The 23,745-nt window shown below is 52.6% G+C and carries 25 protein-coding genes; 8 read left to right on the top strand and 17 right to left on the bottom strand.

The window, feature by feature from the left end; all coding sequences use genetic code 11:
* Positions 1-39 precede the first annotated feature (39 nt).
* The 3 genes from H6F67_RS19320 to groES form a co-directional block, all read right to left on the bottom strand.
* The gene (locus H6F67_RS19320) at positions 40-447 is read right to left on the bottom strand and encodes a hypothetical protein (protein ID WP_199304519.1); all 408 of its coding nucleotides are present in this window, start codon (positions 445-447) and stop codon (positions 40-42) included.
* 230 nt (positions 448-677) lie between these two features.
* Positions 678-2,315, bottom strand: coding sequence for a chaperonin GroEL (gene groL, locus H6F67_RS19315; RefSeq protein WP_190768256.1), 1,638 nt, complete (start codon positions 2,313-2,315; stop codon positions 678-680).
* Positions 2,316-2,517: 202 nt separating this feature from the next.
* The gene (gene groES / locus H6F67_RS19310) at positions 2,518-2,829 is read right to left on the bottom strand and encodes a co-chaperone GroES (RefSeq protein WP_190768255.1); all 312 of its coding nucleotides are present in this window, start codon (positions 2,827-2,829) and stop codon (positions 2,518-2,520) included.
* A 296-nt stretch (positions 2,830-3,125) separates the two neighbouring features.
* On the opposite strand from groES, the gene H6F67_RS19305 reads away from it, so the two are divergent.
* Positions 3,126-3,413, top strand: a complete 288-nt coding sequence (locus H6F67_RS19305) for an acylphosphatase (RefSeq protein ID WP_190768254.1) — start codon at positions 3,126-3,128, stop codon at positions 3,411-3,413.
* Positions 3,414-3,572: 159 nt separating this feature from the next.
* Here the strand turns inward: H6F67_RS19305 and H6F67_RS19300 are convergent, their stop codons facing one another.
* Both H6F67_RS19300 and H6F67_RS19295 read right to left on the bottom strand, forming a co-directional pair.
* Positions 3,573-3,782 (bottom strand): NfeD family protein, encoded by a 210-nt coding sequence (locus H6F67_RS19300; RefSeq protein WP_190768253.1) that lies wholly within the window; start codon positions 3,780-3,782, stop codon positions 3,573-3,575.
* A 54-nt stretch (positions 3,783-3,836) separates the two neighbouring features.
* A complete protein-coding gene (locus H6F67_RS19295) occupies positions 3,837-4,103 on the bottom strand; it encodes a hypothetical protein (RefSeq protein ID WP_190768252.1) in 267 nt (88 codons plus the stop codon).
* 237 nt (positions 4,104-4,340) lie between these two features.
* Between H6F67_RS19295 and H6F67_RS19290 the strand changes: the two genes are divergently transcribed.
* Both H6F67_RS19290 and H6F67_RS19285 read left to right on the top strand, forming a co-directional pair.
* Positions 4,341-5,651 carry an NB-ARC domain-containing protein gene (locus tag H6F67_RS19290; RefSeq protein WP_190768251.1) on the top strand — a complete coding sequence of 437 codons (1,311 nt, stop codon included), beginning with the start codon at positions 4,341-4,343 and terminating at the stop codon, positions 5,649-5,651.
* Positions 5,652-5,893: 242 nt separating this feature from the next.
* Positions 5,894-7,243 (top strand): hypothetical protein, encoded by a 1,350-nt coding sequence (locus H6F67_RS19285; RefSeq protein WP_190768250.1) that lies wholly within the window; start codon positions 5,894-5,896, stop codon positions 7,241-7,243.
* Here H6F67_RS19285 and H6F67_RS19280 read toward each other — a convergent pair.
* The 5 genes from H6F67_RS19280 to H6F67_RS19260 all read right to left on the bottom strand — a co-directional run bounded on the left by H6F67_RS19280 (position 7,240) and on the right by H6F67_RS19260 (position 13,104).
* Positions 7,240-8,469, bottom strand: a complete 1,230-nt coding sequence (locus tag H6F67_RS19280) for a DUF790 family protein (protein ID WP_190768249.1) — start codon at positions 8,467-8,469, stop codon at positions 7,240-7,242. The two genes, H6F67_RS19285 and H6F67_RS19280, sit on opposite strands and share 4 nt — an antisense overlap.
* Before the next feature lie 25 nt (positions 8,470-8,494).
* Positions 8,495-10,027 (bottom strand): serine/threonine-protein kinase, encoded by a 1,533-nt coding sequence (locus H6F67_RS19275; RefSeq protein ID WP_190768248.1) that lies wholly within the window; start codon positions 10,025-10,027, stop codon positions 8,495-8,497.
* Positions 10,014-11,351, bottom strand: coding sequence for a serine/threonine-protein kinase (locus H6F67_RS19270; protein WP_190768247.1), 1,338 nt, complete (start codon positions 11,349-11,351; stop codon positions 10,014-10,016). The genes H6F67_RS19275 and H6F67_RS19270 overlap by 14 nt, the downstream gene beginning before the upstream one ends.
* 79 nt (positions 11,352-11,430) lie before the next feature.
* Positions 11,431-11,805 (bottom strand): hypothetical protein, encoded by a 375-nt coding sequence (locus H6F67_RS19265; protein ID WP_190768246.1) that lies wholly within the window; start codon positions 11,803-11,805, stop codon positions 11,431-11,433.
* Positions 11,806-11,982: 177 nt separating this feature from the next.
* Complete coding sequence (locus tag H6F67_RS19260) at positions 11,983-13,104, bottom strand: cob(I)yrinic acid a,c-diamide adenosyltransferase (protein ID WP_190768245.1); 1,122 nt, start codon at positions 13,102-13,104, stop codon at positions 11,983-11,985.
* A gap of 236 nt (positions 13,105-13,340) precedes the next feature.
* On the opposite strand from H6F67_RS19260, the gene fraC reads away from it, so the two are divergent.
* The 3 genes from fraC (at position 13,341) to H6F67_RS19245 (ending at position 15,906) form a co-directional block, all read left to right on the top strand.
* Positions 13,341-13,862 carry a filament integrity protein FraC gene (gene fraC, locus H6F67_RS19255; RefSeq protein WP_190768244.1) on the top strand — a complete coding sequence of 174 codons (522 nt, stop codon included), beginning with the start codon at positions 13,341-13,343 and terminating at the stop codon, positions 13,860-13,862.
* Positions 13,863-13,881: 19 nt separating this feature from the next.
* Entirely contained in the window at positions 13,882-14,913 is a 1,032-nt protein-coding gene (locus tag H6F67_RS19250; RefSeq protein ID WP_190768243.1) for a DUF5357 family protein, read from the top strand.
* Positions 14,914-15,024: 111 nt separating this feature from the next.
* Complete coding sequence (locus H6F67_RS19245) at positions 15,025-15,906, top strand: SDH family Clp fold serine proteinase (RefSeq protein WP_190768242.1); 882 nt, start codon at positions 15,025-15,027, stop codon at positions 15,904-15,906.
* A gap of 61 nt (positions 15,907-15,967) precedes the next feature.
* Here H6F67_RS19245 and H6F67_RS19240 read toward each other — a convergent pair whose 3' ends face one another.
* From H6F67_RS19240 to H6F67_RS19215, 7 genes are all read right to left on the bottom strand, one after another.
* A complete protein-coding gene (locus H6F67_RS19240; RefSeq protein ID WP_190768241.1) occupies positions 15,968-16,174 on the bottom strand; it encodes a hypothetical protein in 207 nt (68 codons plus the stop codon).
* Positions 16,175-16,237: 63 nt separating this feature from the next.
* The gene (locus H6F67_RS19235; protein WP_190768240.1) at positions 16,238-16,651 is read right to left on the bottom strand and encodes a pentapeptide repeat-containing protein; all 414 of its coding nucleotides are present in this window, start codon (positions 16,649-16,651) and stop codon (positions 16,238-16,240) included.
* 92 nt (positions 16,652-16,743) lie between these two features.
* A complete protein-coding gene (gene crcB, locus H6F67_RS27415; protein ID WP_313926867.1) occupies positions 16,744-17,121 on the bottom strand; it encodes a fluoride efflux transporter CrcB in 378 nt (125 codons plus the stop codon).
* On the bottom strand, positions 17,118-17,501 hold the full coding sequence (gene crcB / locus H6F67_RS27410; protein WP_199304517.1) for a fluoride efflux transporter CrcB: 384 nt from the start codon (positions 17,499-17,501) through the stop codon (positions 17,118-17,120). Before crcB (H6F67_RS27410) ends, crcB (H6F67_RS27415) begins: the two co-directional genes overlap by 4 nt.
* An 8-nt stretch (positions 17,502-17,509) precedes the next feature.
* Positions 17,510-18,529 (bottom strand): ATP-binding cassette domain-containing protein, encoded by a 1,020-nt coding sequence (locus H6F67_RS19225; RefSeq protein WP_190768238.1) that lies wholly within the window; start codon positions 18,527-18,529, stop codon positions 17,510-17,512.
* A 48-nt stretch (positions 18,530-18,577) separates the two neighbouring features.
* Positions 18,578-19,555 carry a heme o synthase gene (locus H6F67_RS19220; RefSeq protein ID WP_190768237.1) on the bottom strand — a complete coding sequence of 326 codons (978 nt, stop codon included), beginning with the start codon at positions 19,553-19,555 and terminating at the stop codon, positions 18,578-18,580.
* Between the two features lie 14 nt (positions 19,556-19,569).
* The gene (locus H6F67_RS19215) at positions 19,570-20,514 is read right to left on the bottom strand and encodes a heme A synthase (protein ID WP_190768236.1); all 945 of its coding nucleotides are present in this window, start codon (positions 20,512-20,514) and stop codon (positions 19,570-19,572) included.
* A 380-nt stretch (positions 20,515-20,894) separates the two neighbouring features.
* Between H6F67_RS19215 and H6F67_RS19210 the strand changes: the two genes are divergently transcribed.
* Both H6F67_RS19210 and ctaD read left to right on the top strand, forming a co-directional pair.
* Complete coding sequence (locus H6F67_RS19210) at positions 20,895-21,884, top strand: cytochrome c oxidase subunit II (RefSeq protein WP_313926866.1); 990 nt, start codon at positions 20,895-20,897, stop codon at positions 21,882-21,884.
* 75 nt (positions 21,885-21,959) lie between these two features.
* Entirely contained in the window at positions 21,960-23,678 is a 1,719-nt protein-coding gene (gene ctaD, locus H6F67_RS19205; RefSeq protein ID WP_190768235.1) for a cytochrome c oxidase subunit I, read from the top strand.
* The last annotated feature ends 67 nt before the right edge of the window (positions 23,679-23,745 follow it).

Genomic DNA, 23,745 nt, shown 5'->3' with positions numbered 1-23,745 from the left:
CCAAGTGTCAATCAATTTGTTTAATCCAAGCTTTAAAAATTACGGATTCACTCGCTCAACTGGCTGATCAGCCGCAGGTGAATTCGCCTGACTCAGATAGTGTACACCTGCACCGACTGCTAGCGCTGCAACAGCAGGAGCAGCAACAGTGATTGCTAGACCTGCTACCATGCCGCCGCCGACTACGCTACCGATCGTGGCTAAACCTGATGCAATTCCTGCGCCGCTTAAACCTGCAACGCTTCCCAAGCTTGAGATTGCTGCAACATCTCCAACAATGCCAGCAACATAACCTGTTGCCTCTGCCAAACCTGAATCGCTTTGTTGAACATTTCCGCAACTTGCTTGATAGCCGTAGCGACAATCATTATTGATGATCGTGTCACCTGCAAAGGCTGGTGCGGGTACGGCAAAGCACAGGTGAAGTGTGAGAAATAAAGTGGTCATTACAATTGCCACTGCTTTCTTTGCTTTTTGCATGGAATGGTCAGTCTTGGCTGAAGGGGAGGGTTACAAAACTACATTCAGTTTTCCCCTCAAGCGATCCTGAGTATCAAAAGAAACTTCATTCGTTCTACACAAGAGGACGATCGCCCCTTCAAAAAGACGATCGCCCTCTTCACTTCTTCAGGCTCGGATGCCGACACCCGACCCGTACAGACGCGAAGATCTCGCGTCTAGTAATCGAAGTCGCCGCCCATGCCCGCGCCAGCACCCGCTGCCGCAGCATCTTTGGGTTCGGGTTTGTCAACGACGATGCACTCGGTTGTCAGCACCATTCCGGCGATCGAAGCGGCATTTTGGAGTGCCGATCGCGTCACCTTTGCAGGGTCAACAATGCCCGCCTCAAACATATCGACGAACTGATTGCTGGCCGCGTTGTAGCCGACGTTGAAGTCCTTCTCTTTGACACGCTCAGCAATGACTGCGCCGTTTTGTCCGGCGTTTTCGGCAATGCGCTTGAGCGGAGCAGAAAGCGATCGCGCCACAATCATCGCGCCAATCAATTCTTCGTCCTTGAGGTTGGCGGTTGCCCACTCTTCCAGGCTGGGCGAGAGGTGTGCCAGCGTCGTGCCGCCACCGGGAACGATGCCTTCTTCGACTGCGGCCTTGGTTGCGTTGATCGCGTCTTCGAGGCGCAGCTTGCGGTCTTTCATTTCGGTTTCCGTTGCCGCGCCGACTTTAACGACAGCAACACCGCCCGACAGTTTTGCCAAGCGCTCTTGCAGCTTTTCCTTGTCGTAGGAAGAATCAGTTTCTTCCATTTGACGACGAATTTGCTCAACGCGAGCTTTGACGCCAGCTTCGTTGCCTTCTGCGACGATCGTGGTGCTGTCTTTGGTGATCGTGACGCGGCGAGCTTTGCCCAGCATGTCGAGGCGAGCCGTGTCGATCTTCAGGCCAGCATCTTCGGTGATCAGTTGACCGCCTGTGAGAACGGCGATGTCTTCGAGCATGGCTTTCCGGCGATCGCCAAAGCCCGGAGCCTTAACAGCCGCCACGTTCAACACGCCACGCAGACGGTTGACAACCAGCGTTGCCAGCGCTTCCTTCTCAATGTCTTCTGCCAAAATCAGCAGCGGGCGTCCGGCGCGGGCGACTTGCTCCAGCACGGGAACGAGATCTTGAACCAGCGTGATCTTCTTGTCAGTGATCAGCAAGAACGGCTCATCGAGAACGGCTTCCATCCGCTCGGTATCCGTTGCGAAGTAAGGCGAGATGTAGCCTTTGTCGAAGCGCATTCCTTCGGTGACTTCCAGTTCAGTCGTCATCGACTTGCCTTCTTCCAGCGAAATCACGCCTTCGCGACCGACCTTTTCCATCGCTTCCGCGATCATCGCGCCGACTTCTTCGTCGTTACCCGCCGAAATCGAACCGACCTGCGCGATCGCCTTGGTGTCTTCCACCTGACGGGCGTGTTCGGCAATGCGATCGACCAGGAAAGCGGTGGCTTTGTCCACGCCGCGCTTCAGCGAGATCGCGTTAGCTCCAGCGGCCACGTTCCGCAGACCTTCTTTCACCATCGCGTGAGCCAGAACGGTAGCGGTTGTGGTGCCGTCACCTGCGGCATCGTTCGTCTTGGAAGCGGCCTGACGAATCAGCGAAACTCCGGTGTTTTCAATGTGGTCTTCCAGTTCAATTTCTTTGGCGATCGTCACACCGTCATTGACAATTTGGGGAGCGCCAAATTTCTTTTCCAGCACGACGTTGCGACCTTTGGGACCCAGCGTCACGGCGACGGCTTCGGCCAAAATATCAATGCCTTTTTCCAAGGCGCGACGAGCATTCTCGTTATAAATGATGCGCTTAGCCATAGATTCCTGTGTTGTTGGGGTAATTCAAATGGAGCGAAATCGATCGAAACTTCTAGCAGGAGTTACATACTTGCACCAGGAAATCAATTTCCTGGCTCAAAGCTCAAGTCAGTTGAAACGGACTCAAACCAATCGCAAAACCCATTTCATTTCGATGGGTTTCAGCTTTCAGCCGGAACTTTCGTTCACGGCATCTGCGCCGCTAGGAAACGATCGCCAAAATGTCTTTTTCAGACAGAAGCACATATTCATCCGAGCCGAGTTTCACATCGGTTCCGGCGTACTTCGAGTAGAGAACTTTGTCACCCACTTTGACTTCGAGTTCCGAGCGTGAACCGTCATCGTTGCGCTTGCCCGAACCAACGGCCACAATTTCGCCCACCTGCGGCTTTTCCTTCGCAGTATCGGGGAGCAAAATGCCGCCTGCGGTTTTTTCTTCCGACGCGCTGACTTTGATAAAGACGCGCTCACCCAGCGGTTTAACCGTCGAAACGCTTAGAGATACGGCTGCCATACAAAACTCTCCAAAACTTTCCAGTTTCAACTAAAACTACGACACACAAAATAAAACTCCAACCCGTCTGGATTCGGAGCTAAACTTGCAGTTGGCGATCGATTCACAAGCCAATTCAAACTTATGGATCGGCGCGATCGAGGTCAAGTCCTAAACCACATTAGCACTCTCGACCTCTGAGTGCTAATTTAGCGAACGATGGATTGAACTGCAACCAGTTTTTCTGTACGGTTTCCCGAACTGAAGTCGCGATTTCTGCCTCAAGCCTGATTCCATCATGCTTCTCGCCCGTTTTTATGACTGATTCAACCTCGCTAATTCGCGCTCACGTTTGGGTCTCCGGTCGAGTGCAGGGCGTAGGCTATCGAGCCGCTACTTACGATCAGGCAATTGCGCTGAAGCTGAATGGCTGGGTGCGGAATCTGAGTGATGGGCGGGTGGAAGCCGTGTTTGAAGGATCAGCGGAGACGGTTCAAGAAATGTTGCGCTGGTGTCATCAGGGATCGAGTTGGGCGATCGTAGATGAAGTAGCGATCGAATATGAGCCGCCGGAAAATTTGCGGCAGTTTGAAGTGCGGCAGTGATTTTGGAAGGGCGATCGTGCCTCCAATCATCAAATCGTCCTAATTGCTTTTGCCCTCACCCTAAATCCCTCTCCCTAGAGGAGAGGGACTTTGAAATCCAATTTCCCTTCTTCCACAAATGAAGGGGTTAAGGGATCTAGGGAATCAGGGCTGGCTGTTTCAAACCGATGCAACCACAGGCTTAACGTAGAGCGTGGTCACGAACTGGCGATCGATCACATACACAATCGTTCCGGGCAGCAAGGTAATCGCATCGGCACAGCGAGCTTTCCACCATGAACCTTGAAACTGCACTTGTCCGGCGCGTCCGGGGGCGATCGTCAGGGTCACGATCGCTTCTCGCTCTAGTGATTCGATTTGGTTAGCCATCACGGTTCCTCCAAAAAACAGAGAACGGCAGATGCACCCACACAAAACAGCGCTTTAGCGATTCAATCGTTCCCGCTCGATGCACTGCAAATCGTTTGGCGCACAAGGATTAGTGATTCCATAGTGGGTAACTGTGACAATCAAAATGATCAGCAGGGCGATCGCAAAGGCCAGCGCGATGCCAGAAGGTTCTGCTTCTGGCTTTTCTAGATCTTTTTTGAAGTTGCAAGCAAGGCACTGATAAAGGCTATCTTGCCGCTTGATCAGCGCTTTTTTGCCGCATTTTGGACACTCGCTCGTAAAGCTTGAATCGCTCAACATGAAAGTTCCTCCTGGTTGTAAGCTGTCGTTTGATGAACAGGCCAACAATCAAGTTCGATCGCTGCAAATGACCTAGAAGCTTGATTACTTTCAAGTTTAGAAACACCGTTCAATTCTCGAAATACAGAAGAATCAAGTTTTTTTGGAGCGAGGTAAAGCTGAAATGTTTACAAAGTACAGGAAACTACAGCTTAGTTCAGCCTATGCTGTCCTGTAGCATCTACGACGCGATCGCCCATGACTGCCGACGAAGCTTTGGAATTCGTTGAATCGCTGCTTGCCCAGCAAAACCTCCGCCTCAGCGACTTAGAGCGTATTGTTTTCAAGGGTGCTTGGAACGGTGATTCTTATCAAGAGATTTATCAAACCTGCAAAAATCGAACTAGCCTTGAACATCTTGAACGCAATGTGGCGGCTAAACTGCGGAAAAAACTTTCTCAAGTGCTGGGTGAACCTGTCAAAAAGAACACTTTGCAGGGGTTGATCGATCGCGCTTGGAAAGCAATGCATCCGAATGATTTGAACAGCATAACTTCAGCAAATCCCTCAGAAAATCGCAGTGAACTGGAAATCGATCGCGAAGATTGGTATCGATTTGTGCCGGATGTGCCGCTGTTTGTGGGGCGCAATTCTGACTTAAATCAGCTTGCGCGACAAATTCGCCTGCGCGGTTGTCGGCTGCTGACGCTGTATGGCATTGGCGGTGTGGGCAAAACAGCACTGGCGGCAAAACTGGGGGAAACAGTTTGGGATCAGTTTCAGGTGTGCATTTGGCGATCGATCGTTCACCAGCGACCCACGATGGACGCGCTGATTGCGGATTTGCAGGAGGTTTTAAGCGATCGTCCAGCCAAGCGACTGCGCGACCAATTGCGCGATCGTCGCTGTTTAATTGTTTTAGACGGTTTTGAAGCGCTGTTGCAAGGCGGCGTTCATGATGGTGCATACCTAGACGGCTATGAAGAATATGGTCAACTGTTCAGCGAAATCGGCCACACGATGCATCAAAGCTGCTTCATTCTCACAAGTCGCGAAGAACCCAAAGAAATTGCCGCGCTCAAAGAACAAATGCCTGCTGCGGTTCAGTCTTTTCCGGTTCGAGGATTGGGCGATCGCAGCGTCCGCACGGTGTTCAACCACAAAGGCAGTTTCAGCGGCAGCGATGGCGACTGGTGGACATTAATGCGGCTGTATGATGGCAATCCTTACGCGCTGAATGAAGTTGCTGCTTTCATTCGTGATTTCTATGGTGGCGATATTGCCCAATATCTCGAAGAGTCGCAAGAAGAAGTGCTGTTAGACCATGCGCGATCGCAAATTGAAACCCAATTCGCTCGCTTGTCGCCGCTGGAACGACAGGTGGTGAACTATTTGGCCGAACATGAACCTGCCACGTTTAGCGAGATTCAAACCGCTAATCGATCGCGCCAATTACGAGCCGCTTTGAATTCACTCCGCAGGCGATCGCTGCTGGAAATTGATGAAGCAAATTATGGTTTAACGCGACTGCTCAGACGCTATTTGCTTGATGGAAGTGAAGTGAGTTAAAGATTGCTGAAATTCTTCAAGCCAGTTCGGTAAGTGTCCTATGCTAACAAGTAGGAAATTTTATCCTCACGGTAGAATTTTCCGAAATCTTCCTGAAAAACCAAGTTCTTTCGGATATCTGGCCGTTGCTAATTGCCGTTGTCACTTGCTGTCGATACTTGCCGTTGTCACTGAATCGCTTTTGCTGTTGTTGAGTCGCTGTTCCTCTTCGTTGGTGGTGTATCCCAAGTAGGCATCTTTTCATGTCCATGCGGTCAAGCTATTCGTATGCCGATTTTGAAGCGGATGAAAAACTGCTGTTCAATCACCTGCAACTCGTTCGTCAAGCTGAATCTTGCTCACAACTGATCGATCGTTACCGTCATTTGTTTATTCACGGCAGCGGCTATCAAAAACACGAGATTCAGCAGGCCGTTCATCGTCTTGCCAATTGTCGTTGGGCAGATCGCCGCTTCAGCGCGATTCTCAACCGCTGCTGCTACATCTTGATCAACTATTGGAGCTATTTGCCCAATGGGGGAGAAGCAACAGAACGGCTAATTGCACTATTTCAAGAAACGCCACGCGCCAATGATGCAGCTTCGGTGCAGCGGCTACACGAACTGGTGCAGCAATTTGTCCAAAGCAGTCAGCATCAAGTGTTGCAGCGACGCGCTTCGGCCAGCAAAAATCTGCACGACACCAAACAAAACCGCAAAACTCGTCCGCTGCGCGAATTAATCAGCCGTTTTCCGCCGCTTTACCCGCACTATCTGTTGGAGTTTGACAGCAGCGAAGGCGGACGAGATGCCGTGCATCAGCATCAGCAAAATCGCGAACAGGAAATTGAAGAGATGCTGTGGCGCTATGGCTTGCGAAAGATGTCTGGACATCGGCATCGATCGCAAACGCTACCCGAAAATCCCACGCTGCTCGACACGGCAGAAGTCGATCGAGCGCTGCGGCACTTCAGCTATGAAGGCGTTGGAGCGATGAGCTATCACGAAGCGGCGCGTCAGCTTGTGTTGCGATCGCACCAGCTTCCCAATCATCGTGCGTTCAAAGCGCAGCTTCACCAAGAGCTTTGCGCGTTTGCCACCCAAGCCTTTCGGATGCACAATCCCCATAGCCGTCCGGATTACGATTATGCCGATCACCACTTTGGTCGCTGGCTGCATCAACAGCTACAAACTGCGCTGCCCCAACATGACAATCAGCCGCCAAACGTGAGTTTACGAGTGCAAACTTGTACGCATCTGCTGGATGTGCTGCTAGAGCCGCCGCGCGATCGCATCGACGGTCACGTGAAGCTGCTTGATTTGACGGCTAATTTGGGGACGATGCTGACGGTCGGACTGCTGCTCAAAATCGTTTTAGTGTGTCACAACGGCAACTCACCGCTTGCTTCTGAGGCAGGAATTGATCCGAATTTGGACGCGATTCGATCGCACCTCGCAGAACGATTTGCGGCTTTGTTTCGAGAATATGAAATGCAAGATAGTCAGGGCGTCAACTGGCTGGTTGAATGTTTAGAACACTGGATGATTGTTGCCAGCATTCACTTTGGCAAACACGGCGTTTCTTATTGGTCGGCAATGCTAAGAGGCAATTAAGGCGTGGATTGTGCTTCGAGGATGGATAGGACGGCTTTGGGAGAAAGCTTGTCTTTGAACCAGACGACGCGAGCAGGCGTTTCGTTGACTTTGACTCCGGCTTTTTCAAGGTTGAGGCGATCGCTAATTGCCAAAATAATGTCGTCGCGTCCCGACTGTTGGACTTGAAAGAATTTCTTCCGCAAATATTCCGGTCGCCAATAGCCGACAATTTCGAGCAGGAACGATCGTCCGTCTGCGTGAACGAGTCGAAAGTCCGGGATCATGACGCTGCCGGGAATCGGAATCAGATCCACCTCGCGCTCTAGCTGCCAGTCGCTCGTCGTCGGCCAGCGATCGGCAAATGAAGCTTCTAACATGCTGTCGTAGGGCTTTCCGGGTGGATAGTGCGAGACGAGGCCACAGTCGGAATTGAGGCTGAAGCGGCGCGTTTTATCTTTGTTGCTGTAGTTGTCTTTGATGTGTAAATCGGCTTTGAGGCTCCAGCGCGTCACGTGCAACAGCGCGGGGATCAATTTGGCGATGTCGAGTCCGTAGCGGGTGCTGGGCTTGAAAAGGCTGGTGGGACCGTCGATCGTAATCGTAAAGCCGTGATCGGCGTCGCCTTCGATGTAGGTCATCAGGCCGAACAGCTTCAGGTAGCGAAACAGCAGCTTATACTCACCCGGATCGTTGCGGTGCGCGTTGATCAAAATGTGGCTGGCGCGGTAGAAAACGCCTTGAACTTGCGACAAATTGTAGCGGTGCAGGAGGGCTTCAGGTGTGGGCGCATCGAACTGCGTCAGAATGCGATTTTCCTGCAAGTCGGCATAAAGTCCGCAGCGAATCTGGTCGGGAAAAACTTCGTAGCCCAGTTCGGAACTGAGATGATCGGCCAGAGCGTCAAGCGTGTTGGGAGCGGTTTGTGGCAACGGCGCAGACTGGGCAGCAAGGGCAAAGACGCGCGATCGCAACAACTGCGGCTCTAGCGGACTCACGACCTCAAACGTACTGAACGCCTCGGCCTTCAGCAAATGAGCAAGTCCGCGCTTGATGCGATAGTCAGTGTCTTCGCCTTCAAGCTCCAGCAGTTGCCGATTCAGTTCGCCCTGCGTTGTCCCCCTTGCGGCAGCAAACAGGCGAATGAGTTCTTCGGCCATTTCGAGATTGTGAGGCGCAATCGCCAACCGCTTCGGCGTCAGTTCCTCGCCGCTGTGCCGACTGATTAATAATTCGCTGGGCAGCATTCACTCCAACCTTTGAAAACTGAATTTATGGTACATCAGTTCGCGAATTTGGCCTAGTCGATCGCGCTTGTTTCAACCAGTGCAAAAGTTCATCGCGCAGCCAAATTCGCTCGGCAAGTGAAAGCAGATTCGTTCTGTAGAATCGATCGCTGGCTTGAATGACGAGTCGATCACTAAACTTGACCAAGGCGGCACGACAAGCAGCCTGGAATTCACAAAATAAATGAGGATAGGCTCTATAGGAAGATGCGATGCTTGCCCGAATTGTCTTCTCCAATCGATCAAGATCATCCCCTGCAAAAATTTCTTGAATTTTGTCGAGCGGAATAATCTGTTTGCGGTAGCAAATGCCGAATAGCTCGTGTCTGAGCATGAGCCAGTTTCGATCGCAAACTAAACGAATGCGCGTAAATGCAGGAGCAATATTAAAGCCTAATAGCAGCGCAATTGCTAACAGCAGCCATACCGCAAAAGTGCCGCCTATCCAAGCGACTCCCATCAGCAAAATAACCAATCCCAAGACGCCAGCCTGAGCGATCGACATCACCACTAAACCAACAATTTGCACCACGCTAAATGCAGCGCGACCCCTCGCAGGCGTAAGAAACTCTAGCGATTGGGGCGATCGCTTCATCTTAATTTTGCTGCCGCGAGGCTGAGGCGTTTGCGATCGCGTTAGCAGCAATTGTCGCTGACTTAATGCATCTAATGCAGCTTGAGCAGAAGGAAAGCGATCGCCCCAATTCGGTGCGGTTATTTTTTCCAGCCAATTAATCCAACCTGCATCTAGCGCAAGGTGATTGCGAAGCGCTCCCGGCACGGTATCGTGGCGTCTCGGTAGGGTATCGTGGCGTCTCGGTAGGGTATTGCGAAATTGAATATGCCCATGTTCTTGAGGTAAATCCGCAGGTGAAATTCCCGTCACCAAATGGATCAGCGTCATTCCTAGAGCATACAAATCTGAGGCAGGAACGGCGCGTCCACCAAACTGTTCAATTGGTACATAGCCATAAGTTCCTACAACAGTAAACGTTGCGCCTTCTTGAGCCGCTTGGTCTTGCACTGCGCCAAAATCAACAAGATGAATTCGATCGTCTTTGCCCCAAATAATGTTGCTTGGCTTGATATCCCGGTGCAGCACTGGCGGATTAAGATTGTGCAAGTAGGATAAAACTGCTAATAGCTCGCGAGCAATTTTTTCAATGTCAGATTCATGGAAGCGATCGCCTCGATCGACTTTCGCTTGCAGCGATTCACCCGGAATGTTGGTTTGGACTAAGCCAAACCAGGGAAATCGAGAATCGGGAAGACTGTCGAGCGTAAAAAAATCTTGGTACTTGGGAATTTGGGAATGATTGAGCGATTGTAGAACAGCGGCTTCGCGCTCAAACAACTTTGATTCTTCCCATTGCATCTGCGGATTAAATGCCAATAGCTTGACGACGACAGCGGCTTGCGTTTCGATATCTGTCGCGAGCCAAGTTTGGCGACTAGCATTTTGTCCAAGCTGGCGATCGAGCCTGTAGCGATCGACTAGAATTTGATTAGTTTTCGGCATCGTATGCTTCCTCTATTAGTCCGAGCCAATCTGCAATTTCTGCGGCTAACTTACGGCAATCTTCCGCATCCAGCTTCAGTCCAGTTGGACTGAGGCGATATTCGTGAATTCCGGCACTGATGCCAATGCCAAACTGTCCGCTTTTAACACGATTTGTGGTTGAATAAACGCGATCGATCTCAGCCGTTTCGCCTCGCACCCGGTGAATCGGAATGCCTAACAGCTTCCAGCAAATTTCAAATTGTTGGGGATTGATTTTGACTTGAGTTGCGATCGCATCTGGTAGCGTGAGCAGCCAAAAAATAAATAAAGGTAAAACACCAAGGAGTGCGGTCAACCAAATCCCATATATCCAGAGAGTTGCTGTTGCCAATGAATGAATGGGCAGTGTGAAGATGAGCGCAATCATTCCTGCTATCAAAAGTGGCAGTACAATCACTTGATATGACATGGGCAGCTCAAGTCTGAAGCGATGCGGAGCTTTTTGAATCTTGATGCGTTGATTGACAAATTTGTGCTGTATATTTTGAGTTTTTTGAGTCGATCGCAGCGCTGCCAAAGCGAGTTTGGCGCTTGTGAAACGGCGATCGAAATTTGGTTCGATCATCCGCAACAGCCAACGGCGTAACGCAGGACTGGCATCGAGGGAAACCAGCGATCGGCTATCTTGCAGCGGTAAATCTGCGGGCGCAATCCCTGTTAGCAAATGCATTAAAGTTGCACCAAGCGCATACAGATCTGAGGCGGGAATGGTACGTCCGCCAAGCTGCTCTAGCGGCACATAGCCATAGGTTCCTACAACGGTAAAGGTTGCACCTTCTTTAGCAATTCGATCTTGAACTGTGCCGAAATCAATGAGATAAATTTGATTGTCTGCACTGCAAATTAAATTGCTCGGCTTGATATCGCGATGCAAGACGGGCGGATTCAAGCTGTGTAGATAATCGAGAACTTCGAGAACAGAAATTGCGATCGCTCGCACGTCATCTTCAGAAAATTTGCCGCGATCGCTCAGTTCTTCTTTGAGCGATCGACCAGGAATGTAGTCATGCACCAAACCAAACCACAAGAGGCGATCGTCTAGACAAAACTGGTCGCGGTATTGAGGAATGCGATCGTGCTGAAGCTGTCGCAAAATTGCGGCCTCACGCTCAAACAACCGCACACGATTCCACTGCACGGCGTCGCTAAACGCTAACAGCTTGACAACGACTTGCTCTTGCGTTTGTGTATCAGTAGCGAGCCAAGTTTCGCGTCCTGCTGCTTGGCTTAAAGGGCGATCGAGCCGATAGCGATTTTGCAGCAGTTGAGCCGATTGCAGCATAATTAAAGCGATCGAAAGATCACTTTAATTATGCGCTGTAGATTGAACAGTTGCCAGATTCTGTAATGCTTAGAAAAATTCAATAATTCGTCTCGATGGGCTGAGACGCACTTACCTTCAAGCAGCGTAGCGTTTGACGAAATTTCAGCAGCAGTCCTGCCAAAAGAACTAATTGAAGTACAACTCCTAGAGCAGCGAACAGCAAATGAGAGCGATCGTTATAGTTCCACAAAGGATAACCGAAGAATGTCCAAGCTGTCGCAAAAATCGCGCCACCTGTTCTTTGAGGAAGCCAACTTAGCAATGACAAAATAGTGGGCGGTACACCTGCTGCGACAATTAATGCACCAAGCGCCCAAACCAGCGGATTGCGATTTTTGCTAGCAAAAATCATTTGAATTAAAACGCCATAAATTAATAAGATGTTTGCAACCGCCAGGAAAGCGATCGCCATGCTAAGTGGGTAATTTACCGCAACTTGGTTAACAATTAACCAGGGCAGCAGAGCAGCGGCAATTAAGACTTGAGTTTGGTGAGTTCGATCGTGGAGACGACAGGATTTTGGCTCATACAGATTGGAGGTGGGCGATCGCAATCGCAGAACTGCTACACCATCCAAACCTGAAATTTCTTAAAAATCCACACCTCGTTTCAAATCCACACCTTTCTCAGCGTAATGTTTGTGGTTGAAAACTTCGGAATGAGTGCTGGCGAGATCGAAATAGGCGGGCGGATTTTTATACCGTCCGGTAATAATCACTTCGGTGTCGCGAGGCTTACGCAACAAAGCTTGAACGATCGGTTGTTGCGGCAGCAATTCTAAATCAACTGTGGGATTTAACTCATCCAAAATAATCGTTTTGTAGAGGCCGGAAGCGATCGCGGCGCGGGCAATTTCCCAACCGCGTTCGGCTTCGATGTAGTCGAGTTCTTGCTGCTGGCCGCGCCAGACGATCGCATCTCGTCCACAGCGCTGATGATCGACCAAATTGGGATAGCTTTGGTGGAGGGCAGCGATCGCCGCATCTTCGGTATAGCCGACGCCGCCTTTGAGCCACTGCATAATCAAAACGCGATGCGATTTGTCTTGGCTGATGCCTTTGCCGATCGCCTGAAGCGCTTTGCCCAAGGCGCTTGTTGATTTGCCTTTGCCCGATCCGGTGTAAATTTCGATGCCTTCCATGCCGTGCCCTGCATCGGGGTAGGGCTTCATTTCTGAATGCAGATCGGCGATGTCGAGCAGGGGTTGGGGTGCACCTCGTCCGGTCGCAATGATTTCGAGATCTTCCGGTTTGCGCTTGAGCGTTTGCACAACTTCATCGATCGCCAAGAGTCCCAAATCCAGCACGGGATTGAGTTCGTCCAGCACGACAACTGAATAGAGGCCGGATGCGATCGCGCCCTTTGCCACGTCCCAACCGCGCTGCGCTTCGAGCTTGTCGAAACGAGTAATGTCGTCTGCACCAAAAAATTCGGCTCGTCCGGTTCGCACCTGATCGATTAAATGTGGAAAGCCGCGCTGAAGCGCTTCGATCGCCGCATCTTCGTCATAGGTGCGTCCGGGACCTTTGAGGAAGCGCAAGAGCAAAACGCGAGTTTGCGCTCCGGTGTGGATGCCCAAGCCGATCGATCGCAGCACAACGCCAAGCGCGGCTTGAGACTTGCCTTTGCCAACGCCATCGTAGACGTGGATCTGTCCTTTCAAGCGTTCGCTGCGGGCTTGAGCGGTGCGAATGCCAATGCCTGTGGTCATATTGGTTGCAACTGCCTTTTGAGAATTCGATCGTAGTACATGCTGGTCTAAATTGGTGTTGAGTCTTGGAACAAACTACGCTATAAATAGCGCTACTTTGGCTAGTCGATCGAGCAATGATTCTACGACTAGCGCTTGCTCGATTCAGAAATTCCGTCTCACAAGGAATATAGTGCAGTGAAAACGTCAGCGATCGGAGAGGATGGGGATAGCAGCTTGGGCAAGGAGCCGCCCCTATGAACGTTGTGCCGCTACGAACGATTGTGTTTCAGGCGTTGTTCGTCCTGATTGCGATCGCCATCCAAAGTTATATTTTTCGCCGTCAGTTGCAGGTGTCGCCGCGCACCAGCGTCGAGTATGCCGCCACGATCGAACTGCTGTCCGTTGTGGCAGGCTGGCTGCTGTTCTTTTTTGTGGAAGAGCTGCTGCCCCAGGTTTTGCGATTGCAACTGCTGAACTTCATCTTTTTTAACCAGTGGTCAGAAGGAATGGAAAGCTGGGCAGTGCCGACGGCGATCGTTACGTTTTTCCTCAGCTTTTTCCTCAAGCTGCAAGGGCTAATTTTGCTGAAGCGGGTGCGCGAAGAACCGCGAGAAGAAGCAATTGAACCGCGCCAAACGCCGAATTTTGCAACGCTGAAGCGACCGAGACCAAGGGGAACTCGGCTGGCGGCGATCGTGCTGCTGGCAAATTTGGTGAGCTACAGCGCAATTTCGCTCGTCCTGGTGCTGCGCCAACTCACGCTCGCCGCTATTTGATGGGGAAATAAAGCAGGCCATGAGTTCACTATTTACACTGCTCAGAGATCTCTTCTTTATTAACCTGATCGTCAACATCTGGCAGCGAGCCAAGCCGCCGAAAACGTTTTCGTGGCAAACCTTGCTGTATCTGAGCATTTTTTCCGCTGTGATGTCGTTTCTGGCGCGTACCGATTACGTCAAGGATGCTTTGGCCGCATTGGGCTGGCTATTTTTGACGCTGAGTGTCGCTTGGGCGCTGGGCGGACGCAAATTTAGAGTGCCGTTTTTTGATATTGACATTCAACCCGGCCCCTGGGTGAGCGGAGCGCTGTACAGCATTTTCATCGCCGCCAGTTTTCCAGATTTGCCAAATTCGGTGCCCTGGGTGATTTGGCCGCTGATCTCGTCTGCGATCGCTTCCACCACCAGCTTCTTGAAGCCCGGTCCAGCTCTCACCGTTCCCAAGCCTTCAACGCGGCAAAATCTGCTGCTCGTCATTCTTGCCAACGCCCTGCTAAGCTGCTGGATTGCTTTCAACTTCACGATTCGCGATTGGCTAGCTGAGTATCCCAGCATTGCCAATGGCGACTTCAGCCGCAGCACGTTCGTCAATGAAATTACTTTGCCAGGAGTGCAGCGGCAGCAGCAGGTGTCGCGAGGCGTGGCAATTTTGAATGTGGCGGGCGACATTCTGACCGAGCGCCTCGATGGTCGTGCTTGGTCAGAAACCGAGCGCTTTCTGCTGAATCTCGATAGCGAGATGACGCAGATTCAGCAGCAGACGCAGGCTCGGCTGGAAGAGGTTAACGAAAATTCGCTGTGGCAACTGCGAGCGACTGTGCCACCCGGAACGCAATACACCGTGCTGATGCAGGCGCTTTGGCAAGGTCCCAGTTCATATCGCAATGGCTTTTACCTAACGCGAGCCTGCAACGTGACGCGAGTTGCAAGCTTGATTAACCGCCAACTGCCACCGGGGACGATCGCCACGCAGGTTCGCTGTGGCCCAATCAGCGACCCGATCGAAAACGTTCCGCCTCCCCCACCTGCCAACACGCCAGCCGCTTAGGTTGCCTGTAACAGCGGTTGCTTGTAACAAATAGGAATTAATTCTGCGGGTAGAATGCTCGCAAACCAGGCAGTGGAAGAATAAAGGCATTTGTCTTATGCGATCGCGACAATGAACTTTAATTTTTCTGACCTATTTTGGATTATCTTCTTCATCATTTCTGTGCAACCCGCTTGGCAGCGGCAGACAACAGAACTGCGTCGCCTTCGTGCCCTGCGCGAGTTTGAGCAGGGACGCAACAGTCGCGTCATTTTGCTGATTCACCGTCAAGAATCGGTTAGCCTCTTGGGAATTCCGATTTCGCGCTTTATCAGCATTGAAGACTCTGAACAGGTCTTACGAGCGATTCGCCTCACGCCCGACGACGTGCCGATCGATCTAATCCTCCACACTCCCGGCGGACTCGTCCTTGCCACCGAGCAAATTGCCCACGCTCTGATTCGCCACCCTGCCAAAGTGACGGTTTTTGTACCGCACTACGCCATGAGCGGCGGCACAATGCTCGCCTTGGCAGCGGATGAAATTGTCATGGATGAAAATGCGGTTTTGGGACCGGTTGATCCGCAGTTGGGCAACTTTGCTGCCGCTAGCATTTTGCGCGTCGTGCAGGACAAACCGATCGCAGAAATTGATGACCAAACGCTGATCATGGCGGATTTGTCGAAGAAAGCGATCGATCAGGTGCAGAAATTTGTGCGGACTTTGCTGCTTGATGTTGTCCCCAAGCCAAAAGTTGCGCCTGAGAAAGTCGATTCAATCATCGAGGCGCTGACGACTGGTCGCGTGACGCACGACTACCCGATCATGGTGGAAGAAGCCAAGCAGCTAGGCTTGCCGATCACCGTTGGTCTCCCGAAGCCGATTTATCGACTGATGGATCTTTTCCCGCAACCCAGAGGCGGACGCCCCAGCGTGCAGTATATTCCGACGCCTTACGATCGCCGTCCTATGTCGCCGGAACCTGCGGGCAACGCTTCGCAAGAAGGCAGTTAAACCGCGATCGAGCAGTGCTGAGGATCGAGGTTTGGCCTCGACTCAGCATCTCCTCAGTTCTTTAGATTTCTCCTAGCATCTTCTTGAACTTCAGAAAAGCTTCCTCTGGAGTCAACGGTTCAGCAGAGTCATCGGGGATGAGAAACTGGCGGCTGTCGGGGTAGTGGCGCACGACAAAACTTGGGATGATTCCTTGCTTCATCGCTTGTTCACCCAGCGCAACGGCGCGATCGGCCAGCGAAAGCTCATCGTGAAATCCTTGCGTCATAGTCACATCTCGATCTCGTTGCTCTTAAAGTTACTGCATTTGCTGAAAGTTCGATCGCCCAACTTAAGTTTGTACGCTGGACGGTGAACCGCACGGCATGATCGTTCGATCGAGCTGTGCATCTCGCAAATTAACATCAGCGGGCGTCGCGTTGACCAAGGACGCCCAGCGCAAATTTGTTCCCTTAAATTTGGCATTATCTAGCTTCGCTCGCATCAAAATTGCCGCGCTTAAATCGGCTTCCGACAAATCTGCTCCAGACAAATCGGCATTCGTTAAGTTTGCTCCCGCCAGTGATGCACCTCTGAGCGTGGCGTTGTGCAGCGTGACGTTATTCAGCCCAGCAATTTCGAGCATCGCACCGCTCAGATCGATGTCGTTTAAGATTGCGCCTGTGAGTTTGGCAAAGCGTAAATCAACGTTGCGAAAATCGCGATCGCCCGCAGCATAACGTTCTAGCAGTTCTTCGGCGTTCATTGCAGATGAATGATAAAAAAGTGACGCAGGGTTAAATTCAAATCTATCCAAATTTGGTATCCTGCTTCACTGCATCCTGGTAGAAATCCGCATCAATTTTGTGATTTTTTGGCAGCGACCAGTCGGCCACCCACTAGCGCCCCAATGCCCAAAATTGCACTTCCCAGCCAGTACAGTACGGCAGCTTGCCACTGTTTGAGGGCGAGCAGATTGGCGACATCCAGTTCATAGGTTGAAAAAGTTGTGTAAGAGCCGAGGAAGCCAACGGCAAGCAGCAAGCGGAGTTCCGGCGATCGCGGTGCGATCGCCAACCCGGAAAACCACCCCATCGCAAACGCGCCCGACAAGTTGACAAACAGTGTTCCAAACGGAAAACTTGCTCCCAGCCAGTTCTGAAGCGCGATCGCCACAAAATAACGGCTCAACGCTCCAGCGATCGCCCCCAAACTAATCGCAACTGCCGCCCTCACAGCATCCGCACCAGCATCACGCCAAACCCCAATCCCAACAGCCCAAATCCAATGCTGCCAATACTGTAAAACAGCGCGGCGGATTTGCTCGACTGCCAAAGCCCGACCGTATCGAGCGCGTAGGTGGAAAAAGTGGTGTAAGAACCAAGAAATCCCGTTGCGATCGAGAGTTGCAAATTCGCGGGGATCGCTCGTTCGATCGCCAAAGTCGCCACGATTCCCATCAAGAGCGATCCGGACAAATTCACCGCAAACGTTCCAAACGGAAACTGCGATCCCAGCTTGCGAGTCAGGAATAAGCCCAAGTAGTAGCGACTGAGCGCACCGGGGATCGCACCGAGGCTGACGGCAACGGGAGCAGGAAGATCGGAGAGTGGCATCGATCGCCCTACCGCATATTTTGCTTGCGCTCCGCCTTGGGATCGCGACTGCCCGCAGCGGCAAGTTCGGCATCAGTCAGGGTTTTTCCGGTTGCCGCTAGATAAACGTCATCGAGGCTGGGGCGCGATTGCGAAATGCCAAAGGTGGGAAGTCCAGCTTCTTTCAGCGCTTGCTGAATGGTTAAGAGCGCATCGCTTTGAGGCGTGACTACTAGATTTAGCGAGTTGCCTTGAGCGCTGTTGACGATCACTTCCTGCACAAAGGGAAACTGAGCGAGCATGACGCTGGCCTGATTCGCTTCTTCGACGGATGTGAATTCGCGAATGCGGAGCGTAACGCGATCGCCCCCGACTCGATCTTTTAGTTCCGAGGGCGTTCCGGCTGCGATCACCGTGCCGTTGTCGATGATTGCGACTCGATCGGCCAAAGCATCGACTTCTTCAAGGTAGTGGCTGGTCAGCAGAACCGCTGTCCCACTGGCCTTAAGCTGTCGCAGAAAATCCCAGATGGCCGATCGACTTTCGATATCGAGTCCCACCGTCGGCTCATCCAGCACCAAAACATCCGGCTGATGCAGCAGACCCATCGCCAGATCGAGCCGCTTGAGAATGCCGCCAGAATAAGTGCCGCTGCGTTTGTCTGCCCAAGCTTCTAGACCGAGGAGAGAAATCATTTTCGAGATGCGATCGCCTGCAAACGACTTTGGCAGATGGTACAGCGCGGCCTGAAGCTGAAGCAGTTCGCGCCCGGTTAGCACTTTGTCAGGCGCGACTTGTTGGGCGACATAGCCTAATCGCTGCCGCGCCAGTTTGGGGTTGTCGAGGACGGATATCCCTGACACTTCGATCGAGCCGCTGTCCGGCGTAGACAGGGTGCAAAGGCAGCGCAGCGTCGTGGTTTTTCCGGCTCCGTTTGGCCCCAACAGGCCAAAGATTTCTCCGGGTTGAACTTGCAGCGATACGTCTTTGACGGCTTCAACGTTCCCAAAGCGCTTTTGCAGTTTTTCGATCGAGACTGCGGCAGGCATCGCAATTTCCTTTCGAGAGGGTTCTTCACCAATTGTAATAAATTGCAGCTAGCGGACGATCGCGCCAAGCCAAAGCTGGAAATTCTGAGCAATGGTTGCGCTCAACTGGCGCGTCACAGGCAGACTATCGATCCCCATGCCTGCACAGAGCAGCATCATGTAGAAAATCGAGTATTTGAACACCGATCGCGCCTGCTGTACGTCAGACGGAGTTTGCAAGAGTGCCCAAGCTTTGCGGATGAAGATTGCACCAAGCGCTAAAGCAATTACGGCATACACCGCACCCGTCACGTGCAGCGGATAGGTCAGCAACAAGGTGGCGGGGATCAAGATCAGCGTGTAGATCCAGATTTGTTTTGCGGTTGGTTCGTCTCCCACAACCACAGGCAGCATCGGCACGCCCACTTTCGCGTAGTCTTCGCGGATCATCAGCGCGAGCGCCCAAAAGTGCGGCGGCGTCCATAGGAAGACGATCGCAAAAAATACCCAGGCTGCCCAGCTTAGATCGCCTGTCACTGCTGCCCAACCGACGAGGGGCGGAATCGCGCCCGCTGCACCACCAATGACGATGTTTTGCGTACTGTGGCGCTTCAGCCAGTGCGTGTAAACCACGACATAGGTTGCGATCCCCGACATGGCGAGGCAGGCGGCGAGGAGATTGGCAAAGACAGCGAGGAGGGTGAAAGAGGTTGCGGCGAGGGCGATCGCAAACAAAATCGCGTGCTGCGGCTGAATTCGACCCGAAGGCAAGGGACGATGGCGCGTCCGCTCCATTTCGTAGTCGATGTCGCGATCGTACAGGCAATTAATCGTGTTGGCGGAAGCTGCGGCCAGTGCGCCACTCAGCAGCGTCACCAGCAGCAGAACGGGATCAACTTGTCCCTGTGCGGCCATCCACATACTGCCCGCTGTCGTGATCAGCAGCAGAATGATGATGCGCGGTTTGGTCAGTTGCCAATAGCTTTGCAAGACCTGTCCCAAGTTTTCGTGGTGGCGTGTTGCCGATGTCCAGGTTGTTTCGTTCATGTATTCAAATGTCCTCACAAAGGGGCGGGCGCGTCTTTTGGAGTGAATTGGCGATCGCGCAAAGCCAAAACGCTAAAGCATACGAGCGTTCCCAGCAGCATTGCACCTACCGTTTGGTGCATGACGGTCAGCGGTTCGATCTGCAAGTGCAGTCGGAAAGTCGCCACCCCCAAAAGCACCTGTAAGAGCAGCAAGCCGCCCGCAATTTTCGCCAGTTGGCGCAGGGCAGGGTGCAAGGCCGCAGTTCGCCACGCCATCACAACGACGGCTACAACCGAAACGCTAGCAGGCAAAACGCCGATTAGATGGCTATTGAGAACGAGGCAAAGTTTTGATCCCGCAAGGCACTGATGCAGCGCCCAGCGCGAACCGACCAAAGCGCCCGACAAGCTTTGTGCATAGATTAGTCCCACTGCGGTCAGGCTCACCCAGGGCAAGCGGCCTACGGTTCCCGTGCCGCGATAGGGGAGGAGCAGAACGCCCATCACGAGCAGCGTCATAAAGAACAGCAGGGCGGTTCCCAGGTGGGCGGTGACGATATCAAAGCGGAGGAGTTGCGTCACCGTCAGGCCACCCAAAACGCCCTGAAAGACGATCAGGAAGAGGGCGAAGACAGATGCCCAGGGTGTCCAGGTAGGAAGGTCGCGGCGATACCAGCAAGAGAGGGCAACAAGCGCGATCGCCATTAGCCCGATTAGCGAGGCATCCAGGCGGTGAATCCATTCGAGGAACACCTGCAAATTCATTTGCTGCGTCGGAACGAGTGTGCCGTAGCACAGCGGCCAGTCGGGGCAGGCAAGTCCGGCATTCATGACGCGAGTGGCACTGCCGATCGCCATCAGAATCAGCGTGGCGATCGCCATTTTCCAGATCAAGCGGCGGATGCGGTCTTGAGGTGCGATCGGCACAGAGGTATTTGTGGAGAGCGCAATCCTCTGAGTCGAAGCGGAGTCAGTCATCCAAAGGTTCTCCTCAAACGTTTAACCATCAGGAAGCAAGTACGATCGATACTCAAGTTCACAGAGGTAGGAGCGATCGCTCTTGGGCTAGCTTCCAACTCCTACTCTAGCGATCGCTGCTAGAAAACTGCGCGGTTTTAGGCTTTTCTTCCGATTAGAAAAGCACGGAAAAACTTAATACTTTCCCATAGAAAATTAAACACTTGCGCTAAGCATTCTTATCTACCTCTTTGGGTAGAGGAATGAACCTGTGATCCCAAAGAAATTACGAAGAAAAAGCTAAAGATTCCTAGTTTTATTCGATCGGATTTCAAATGCTGAACTAACGTGGTAGATGGATACAAATCCAAGTAGAGAACGTAAGTAAGAAGCCATTCACTGTGAATATTCCTCCAAGCATTTTGACCATGTTGGCGGGCATCGCAATTACGCTCATCAGCTTATGGTACGGACAAAATCACGGGCTTTTGCCACCAGCGGTTTCTGCTGAAGCGGCGATGGTGGATGGCCTGTTCAACACAATGATGACCGTTTCGATCGGTCTGTTTCTCCTCATCGAAGGCGCACTGGTGATCTCGGTAATCAAGTTTCGCCGTAAAAAAGGGGACACCGAAGACGGTCCCCCGATTCATGGCAACGTGCCGCTGGAAATCGTCTGGACGGCCATTCCTGCTGTGATCGTGCTGATCATCGGCGTCTACAGCTTCGATGTTTACCGCGCCTTGGGCGGCTTCGATCCCGAAGCAGCCAGCGATCCCGGTGCTGGCAGCGTCACCCAAGTCGCCATGCTGCCGGATGGCACAGCTTCAAATCTGGTCACGCCACCCAAGCACAAAGGCGGACATAACCACATGATGGCGTTGGGCGTTGGTGCATTCCCGCAAGATGAAGGCCGTCCTGCTGACGTAAACGTGGATGTGACAGGCCTGCAATATGCCTGGATCTTCACCTACCCAGAAAGCGGGATCACATCTGGGGAACTGCACGTCCCCGCGAATGAAGAAGTGCAGTTGAACATCAAAGCGCAAGATGTCCTCCATGCCTTTTGGGTTCCAGAACTGCGCCTGAAGCAAGACGCGATCCCCAACCGTGAAGCCGAATTGCGCTTCAAGCCAACGGTTCCCGGTGAATATTCAATCAACTGTGCGGAACTGTGTGGTCCCTATCACGGCGCGATGAACACCAAGCTGTATGTTCACACACCCGAAGACTACGACAAGTGGGTACAAGAGCAGGTCGCGCTCGGTAGTGAATCGCAGACGGTGGCAATCGCCCCTTCCGATCGCACTGAGGCCGACTACCTCGCTCCCTTCGCAGGCCAACTGGACATCGCGCCTGACGCGATCGCCCAACTCCATCCCCATCAGTAAATCGGTAGCTGGGGATCAGCCGATTCCCGACACCTGCTCGCGTAAGCGCTCCGAAGGAACCCCCGACACTCAACCATGACACAAGCAGAATGGCAATCAGTCGCCAACCCGACTGAGCAAGGTGGAAAACCCGGACAGCGACCCTGGACGGACTACTTCACCTTTAACACCGACCATAAAGTGATCGGCATTCAATATCTGGTCACGTCTTTTATCTTTTATTTGATCGGCGGCGCACTGGCGACCGTGATTCGCACTGAACTCGCCACGCCCGAATCCGATCTCGTCAGCCCGGAAATCTATAACAGCCTGTTTACGGTTCACGGCACGATCATGATCTTCTTGTGGATCATTCCGGCGGGTGCGGGCTTGGCGAACTATCTGATCCCGCTGATGATCGGCGCGAGGGACATGGCGTTCCCCAAGCTGAACGCGATCGCCTTTTGGATGATTCCGCCAGCGGGGATCGTGCTTGCCGCCAGCTTTGCCGTTCAAGCTCCCGAAGCAGGCTGGACTTCCTATCCACCGCTCAGTCTGCTGACCGGAAAAGTCGGCGAAGGTATCTGGATCTTCTGCCTGCTGACGCTGGGAACCTCGTCCATCTTGGGCGCGATTAACTTCCTGGTGACGATTTTGAAGATGCGCGTTCCCAGCATGGGCTTAAACGATATGCCCCTGTTTTGCTGGTCAATGCTCGCTCTTTCCGGTCTAGTCCTCATTGGCACACCCGTCTTAGCGGGTGCGTTGATTCTCTTGGCCTTTGACCTGCTGGCGGGAACGGCGTTCTTCAATCCAACTGGCGGCGGCGATCCGATCGTCTACCAGCATATGTTCTGGTTTTACTCGCACCCAGCGGTGTACATCATGATTTTGCCGCTGTTCGGGTCGATTTCCGAAGTGCTGCCCGTCCACTGCCGCAAGCCGATCTTTGGATATCGAGCGATCGCCTACTCCAGTCAAGCGATCGCCTTCCTCGGATTGATCGTCTGGGCGCACCACATGTTCACCAGCGGTACTCCGGCTTGGCTGCGGATGTTCTTCATGATCACGACGATGGTGATTGCCGTGCCGACCGGAATCAAAGTCTTCGGCTGGACGGCCACGATTTGGGGCGGCAAGCTCGACATGACGACGGCGATGTGGTTTGCGATCGGCTTTGTCGCGATGTTCTTGATCGGCGGGATCACCGGAGTCATGGTGGCCGCAGTACCGTTTGATATCCACGTCCACGACACCTATTTCGTCGTGGCTCACCTGCACTACGTGCTGTTTGGCGGATCAGTGTTTGGCATCTACGCCGCGATCTATCACTGGTTCCCCAAGATGACCGGACGGATGATGAACGAGCCGCTGGGCTATGTTCACTTTGTCCTCACCTTGATCGGCGCAAACCTGACATTTATGCCGATGCACGAACTGGGTCTCTTGGGAATGCCGCGCCGTGTCGCCCTGTACGACCCGAAATTTGCGACGCTAAATTTGCTTTGCTCGATCGGCTCCTACATTCTCGCCGTCTCGACGATTCCCTTCTTGATCAACGCTTGCTGGGCTTGGGTAAATGGCCCGATCGCTCCCTCAAACCCTTGGAACGCCCTCACCTTTGAGTGGCAAACCACGAGTCCACCGCCGATCGAAAACTTCGAGACGCTGCCCGTTCTGGTTGGTGGCCCGTATGATTATGGCGTGGGCGATCGCAACCCGAAAGTAGACGAAGCCGAACAGCAAACCAACATGGACGCGCCGCCCGGATTCATTCCGCCGGAAGAAGCCAGAGCAGGCAACGCCGAAGAATAATTCGACCAGTTTGTTTTGCTGGCGCAACCTGCCGATCTTCAATTTCCGATTCCCGACATCCCAAAAT

Source organism: Microcoleus sp. FACHB-1515, from assembly GCF_014696105.1.
GTDB lineage: Bacteria > Cyanobacteriota > Cyanobacteriia > Elainellales > Elainellaceae > JAAUTJ01.
The sequence above is the reverse complement of the archived record's forward strand: the minus strand, read 5'-3'. Positions and strand labels throughout refer to the sequence as shown.

Bases quoted from the DNA above. Each gene is read 5' to 3' on its own strand.
- H6F67_RS19320 (WP_199304519.1), bottom strand. From the start codon at position 447: ATGACCACTTTATTTCTCACACTTCACCTGTGCTTTGCCGTACCCGCA.
- groL (WP_190768256.1), bottom strand. From the start codon at position 2,315: ATGGCTAAGCGCATCATTTATAACGAGAATGCTCGTCGCGCCTTGGAA.
- groES (WP_190768255.1), bottom strand. From the start codon at position 2,829: ATGGCAGCCGTATCTCTAAGCGTTTCGACGGTTAAACCGCTGGGTGAG.
- H6F67_RS19305 (WP_190768254.1), top strand. From the start codon at position 3,126: ATGACTGATTCAACCTCGCTAATTCGCGCTCACGTTTGGGTCTCCGGT.
- H6F67_RS19300 (WP_190768253.1), bottom strand. From the start codon at position 3,782: ATGGCTAACCAAATCGAATCACTAGAGCGAGAAGCGATCGTGACCCTG.
- H6F67_RS19295 (WP_190768252.1), bottom strand. From the start codon at position 4,103: ATGTTGAGCGATTCAAGCTTTACGAGCGAGTGTCCAAAATGCGGCAAA.
- H6F67_RS19290 (WP_190768251.1), top strand. From the start codon at position 4,341: ATGACTGCCGACGAAGCTTTGGAATTCGTTGAATCGCTGCTTGCCCAG.
- H6F67_RS19285 (WP_190768250.1), top strand. From the start codon at position 5,894: ATGTCCATGCGGTCAAGCTATTCGTATGCCGATTTTGAAGCGGATGAA.
- H6F67_RS19280 (WP_190768249.1), bottom strand. From the start codon at position 8,469: ATGCTGCCCAGCGAATTATTAATCAGTCGGCACAGCGGCGAGGAACTG.
- H6F67_RS19275 (WP_190768248.1), bottom strand. From the start codon at position 10,027: ATGCCGAAAACTAATCAAATTCTAGTCGATCGCTACAGGCTCGATCGC.
- H6F67_RS19270 (WP_190768247.1), bottom strand. From the start codon at position 11,351: ATGCTGCAATCGGCTCAACTGCTGCAAAATCGCTATCGGCTCGATCGC.
- H6F67_RS19265 (WP_190768246.1), bottom strand. From the start codon at position 11,805: ATGGCGATCGCTTTCCTGGCGGTTGCAAACATCTTATTAATTTATGGC.
- H6F67_RS19260 (WP_190768245.1), bottom strand. From the start codon at position 13,104: ATGACCACAGGCATTGGCATTCGCACCGCTCAAGCCCGCAGCGAACGC.
- fraC (WP_190768244.1), top strand. From the start codon at position 13,341: ATGAACGTTGTGCCGCTACGAACGATTGTGTTTCAGGCGTTGTTCGTC.
- H6F67_RS19250 (WP_190768243.1), top strand. From the start codon at position 13,882: ATGAGTTCACTATTTACACTGCTCAGAGATCTCTTCTTTATTAACCTG.
- H6F67_RS19245 (WP_190768242.1), top strand. From the start codon at position 15,025: ATGAACTTTAATTTTTCTGACCTATTTTGGATTATCTTCTTCATCATT.
- H6F67_RS19240 (WP_190768241.1), bottom strand. From the start codon at position 16,174: ATGACGCAAGGATTTCACGATGAGCTTTCGCTGGCCGATCGCGCCGTT.
- H6F67_RS19235 (WP_190768240.1), bottom strand. From the start codon at position 16,651: ATGAACGCCGAAGAACTGCTAGAACGTTATGCTGCGGGCGATCGCGAT.
- crcB (WP_199304517.1), bottom strand. From the start codon at position 17,501: ATGCCACTCTCCGATCTTCCTGCTCCCGTTGCCGTCAGCCTCGGTGCG.
- H6F67_RS19225 (WP_190768238.1), bottom strand. From the start codon at position 18,529: ATGCCTGCCGCAGTCTCGATCGAAAAACTGCAAAAGCGCTTTGGGAAC.
- H6F67_RS19220 (WP_190768237.1), bottom strand. From the start codon at position 19,555: ATGAACGAAACAACCTGGACATCGGCAACACGCCACCACGAAAACTTG.
- H6F67_RS19215 (WP_190768236.1), bottom strand. From the start codon at position 20,514: ATGACTGACTCCGCTTCGACTCAGAGGATTGCGCTCTCCACAAATACC.
- ctaD (WP_190768235.1), top strand. From the start codon at position 21,960: ATGACACAAGCAGAATGGCAATCAGTCGCCAACCCGACTGAGCAAGGT.